Annotated in this window: 5 protein-coding genes; all 5 read right to left on the bottom strand. The window is 42.0% G+C overall.

Annotated features, from left to right (window positions below):
- Nucleotides 1-505: radical SAM protein (locus K8S15_00210; protein ID MCD4774455.1), on the bottom strand; the 505-nt coding region annotated here is incomplete at its 3' end.
- Nucleotides 489-944 (bottom strand): S26 family signal peptidase, encoded by a 456-nt coding sequence (locus K8S15_00205; protein MCD4774454.1) that lies wholly within the window; start codon nucleotides 942-944, stop codon nucleotides 489-491. The genes K8S15_00210 and K8S15_00205, both read right to left, overlap by 17 nt.
- Before the next feature lie 110 nt (nucleotides 945-1,054).
- Nucleotides 1,055-1,363 carry a PqqD family protein gene (locus tag K8S15_00200; GenBank protein MCD4774453.1) on the bottom strand — a complete coding sequence of 103 codons (309 nt, stop codon included), beginning with the start codon at nucleotides 1,361-1,363 and terminating at the stop codon, nucleotides 1,055-1,057.
- Between the two features lie 208 nt (nucleotides 1,364-1,571).
- Nucleotides 1,572-2,699: a radical SAM protein gene (locus K8S15_00195; protein ID MCD4774452.1), complete on the bottom strand. Its 1,128-nt coding sequence runs from the start codon at nucleotides 2,697-2,699 to the stop codon at nucleotides 1,572-1,574.
- Between the two features lie 346 nt (nucleotides 2,700-3,045).
- Entirely contained in the window at nucleotides 3,046-3,945 is a 900-nt protein-coding gene (locus K8S15_00190) for a hypothetical protein (GenBank protein ID MCD4774451.1), read from the bottom strand.
- Nucleotides 3,946-4,211 lie beyond the last annotated feature (266 nt).

The following is a 4,211-nucleotide window of genomic DNA, read 5'->3' as shown; positions in this document are numbered from 1 at the left end:
GTATACCTCTAGACAAAAGTATATCCAGTCCACACATAAATGCCTCAAAAGAACCAGGCCTCCGGCTTATCTTCTCATAGGTACTTTTAGTAACACCGTAAACTGTAACTTCGATATCGCGGGGAGGGTATTTCTGGAAGAGATCCGCATGCTCCTCGGTAACCAGACAGGCATTGGTAAAAACTGACGTTAAAAGCCCTTTCTTCCTGAGTACCATGTATATATCAAAAAAATCTTCCCTTAAAAGGGGTTCACCCCCGGTGATCAGGCACCATAAAGCCCCCATTTCCACAGCCTGATCCGCGATATCACAAATCTGCTTCAGGGAAAGTTCTTTATTCTTCGCCTCATGGTCCCCCGCGGGAAGGTTTATATAACAGTGCGTGCAGTCATTATTGCACCGAGCCGTTATCTCTATATCAAAAAATATCAACCTTTTTCTCTTCGCTAATTTATCCCATAACTCAGATTCGGGAAACACCTCATAACTAACAGGATCGACCATATAACCTGCCTCGCATTTTTATCTTCTCTTTAACAAATCGGGGGAACAAACGCAAAATAAATAGTAACACCTGTAAAATATTCCATCTGCTTAACAAGGCTATTGTCCTTTTCATGCGTCCCGCACCGAACAGTATCTCGCGTCCATCTCGCTCAACTCTGGCCACTTTACCCAGCATATTATCCTCCGGAATGAACCCGTCTCTTGCCGGAATATTATCACCTTTGAGCAAATACATACCATTCCTTTTGCTTACAATCCTGTGTACGATAAGTTTTCTTTTGTCGGAAGGGAATACAAACGCCGCGATCTCACCTATATCGTAACCCTCCGCAGATCCGGTTACCGTAAGGATATCCCCGGCCTGTATAAAAGGCGCCATACTGGCCCCCTTTACCAGGAAACGAAACGCGCACCCTTTCTCATGAGCAGCGCTCATAAAAGAGATCAGATGTCGATTATTAAGAGATATTTTCTGAAAACTCATCATTATCGAAATAAACGGTTGTTATTGCTCCGAACTCGCCGTTGGACAAAGAGCGGGTATACTCATCCGAACACGATAAGCATCCCCCGCTTAACCATCTCAGAGACCAGGTCCAGAACATCACTTTCTATCTCTTTCCTTTCACCTTCATACTCCTCGCAAAACTCATCAACAATATCAAAAAGAGTTTTTTTCCCGTCCAACCTCTTACAAAGCGCCTTCCCGGTTTCATTAAGCGAAAAAATATCATCTTCTGCGTTACCGATTCCAGAAACCAGAGGTATAATAATAAACTCATCTTCGATTTCACGCGCGACGATATTCTCGGATAGTCCGCAAATACTGTTTAGATCGACTTTAACTCCGTTCATCACAACTCCTTTATCACTAGTACACTGTCAAGCATTATCTGTCGTGTCCTGCTCGTTCTTTGATGCCCCTGCGACGTTACGGAATCAGTTACATAGCGTTGCTATGCGCCTTCTTCCGTGCCTTGCAGGAACACCAAATAACTTCGCAATCTCCCGACAACTAATACCTGACAGTGTACTAGTCCAAATTAAATTGGATTATCACTTTTCATTCATTTATAAATCTATTAATCCGATCCTGCCAGTCTGCTACCTCCCAGGCCTTCTCCCCTTCTTTAACTAAATTCAGATACCGGGCCTGAGCATGCGCGATTTCACACAGATATTCCACAGGAGTATCCAGGTCACCATGCTCCATCCATGATTTCGCGGGACACTGTACACAAAACCCCCTGAGGAAACATCCGGCACAACGTTTAAGATACTCCGTGTTCTCCGATTCTCTTTCTCGTACTATCGGGAAAAAACTAACAACTCCGTCTTTTAATGTGCCTTTTCTAAGGTCATATACTGTATCGGGATGCCGGAGCATCAAACATAGCTGTAACATGCCGTACGCATCCACGCATCCTCCGCCATGTCCGGCACCGCAGAAAAAGATCTTTTTGTTCCGGGAACACATTACTTTAGAAAAATATTCTTTATGTGCCTTCAGATATTTCTCCTTATTCCTCGCGAGAAACTTAATGCCGTCCTCTGGTGAAACCCTGAGCTTCTTTATAAATTCATTCTTTTCGGTATCATCCCTGCGTGCCCGCAGGTCAAAGAACATTGCGTAAACAGGCAAACTGTTCATCCACGGTATGGTATCCGCCCAGGCTTCAAATTCTTCGATCTCATTTTTATTATACGGAAGCAGTGCGCTCTTCACCACAAACGGTACCTTTTTCTCCCGAAGCAGATTTATCCCTCTCAAATACATATCAAAAGAACCCGGTACACGACTTACCGCTTCATACGACTTCCTGTGCATTCCATAAACTGTGACTTCAATTTTTTCAAGAGGAGGGTATACAGCTAAAAAATCGGCAAATTCCGGAGTAATTAAACAGGCGTTAGTATATATTATAGTTTTTATACCAAGCTTTCTGGTAAAATAGTACAGTTCCTTGAAATCTTCGCGCAGAAACGGCTCCCCACCGGTAAAACATATGTTCAATACGCCCAGATCAGCGGCTTCTTTGATAATACGTTTCCATTCGTCAGTGGAAAGTTCTTTATACTGGCTGGCAGCATCATTTTCCGGAAGGTTGATATAACAATGCGCGCAATCATTGTTACAACGTTCGGTAAGTTCTATAAATAAATCTCTGATAATTGATCTGTTATTATTCAAAACGTGGTATTGAAAACTTTCACATAAGACATTCCTGGAGGCTACGAATTACTGAGTACCACACAAGGCGGGTTAAATTTGCAACCGAGAGCCCAACCCGGACCGCCTGCTTGCCCATATTGCATTTTACAAAAGTCCAAAACATTCTCTTCCGGTTCGCCCCGTCGTAATACCTTCAGCATACATTTATTCCACTTCTTTTTTTTGCTCTCCATGATAACACCCTTTCTTTGTTCATGTATTACAACTATATATAAACAATATTGATCTCACTATCGTATTATATTACTTAATCATACAGAAGTACATAAGATTGATCAAACTCGTAACAAAAGGAACTATCTACCTATATTTTTTTGATACTGTCAATAATTTCATCACCCTTATTGAACAACATCATATAAACAGGTACTTTTCCCGCTATCTGATCTAAAAGCTCAAGCTCTTTCTCCCACCAGTCAAAAGTCCCCATGGGTTTGATCAGGTATTCCACCAGTTTTTTGAAGATAACCTTTTTATCGGAAATCCTGACCAATTGATTCACCTTACTTTGTTCTAAAAAGAATATCGCATGTAAGGGAACATAGCTTGCCGAAATATCCAGGATATCACCATTACTCCAGCTGCCATACACCGTAAACCCTTCGGGCCCCTGCTTTATGATATTTCGATCATCACAAAGTACTTCAGCGCCGTGTTTTTGCATCATCGCGGTAACGGTCGATTTGCCCGCCTCGGAATGTCCGGCAAAGGTTAGCCCCTTGCCGTTATAAATAACAGCGCTTGAATGAAGGTAACATCCCTTCCTGTCCGCCAGAAGCCTGGCAACAAATATCTGATCCGTGGGAAGGAACGTTAATGAAGTACTGTTACCTTTCTTAAAAGCATTTTCATCCGGATGGTAAATTTCTGCCCTGCTATGGTCGTTATTGAACACCGCTACGCGGTGAAGATCGGTTACTCCGCTATCCGGAAATATTCCGAGATACGTCCAGAAATCCTCCTTTTTATAGATCGACCATGGCGGCTTATGGTAGACATTCTCACCAAGATCTTTATCTTTTAGATCCGGTAGAAAAAAATGATGGCGAATATAAACAGTGTCTTCGCCCGGGCCTGTAACTTTGAACTGTTCTAATTTTGTATGAAAAGTATTACTCCTGATCGGTTGATCCGCTTCAACTTGAATAGTAATTCCGCCTATACGGTAATAAACACATCTTTTCTCTTTACTACTGTTCTCCATAAAAAACTCCATCTTACAATACTAACGGTAGTGTTGATTCTGCATTTCGAAAAGCCTGGAGTACATACCCTTTGTACGTACAAGTACAGGATATCCTAACCCCTTTCCTCGTTCTTGAAAATCTCAATGTTAATTTCGATGAGTTGATCGATAATCTTCCTTAGTTTTGAGTAATTAGCGACCATCTTCCTGATCTTTGGAAGTCTGCTCCGCGGAATATATACAATTCGTGTTTTTTGCTCACTGTTCTTATAAGTTAACCTGTA

This window comes from Candidatus Aegiribacteria sp. (assembly GCA_021108005.1).
Lineage (GTDB): Bacteria > Fermentibacterota > Fermentibacteria > Fermentibacterales > JCC-6 > Aegiribacteria.
The sequence above is the reverse complement of the archived record's forward strand: the minus strand, read 5'-3'. Positions and strand labels throughout refer to the sequence as shown.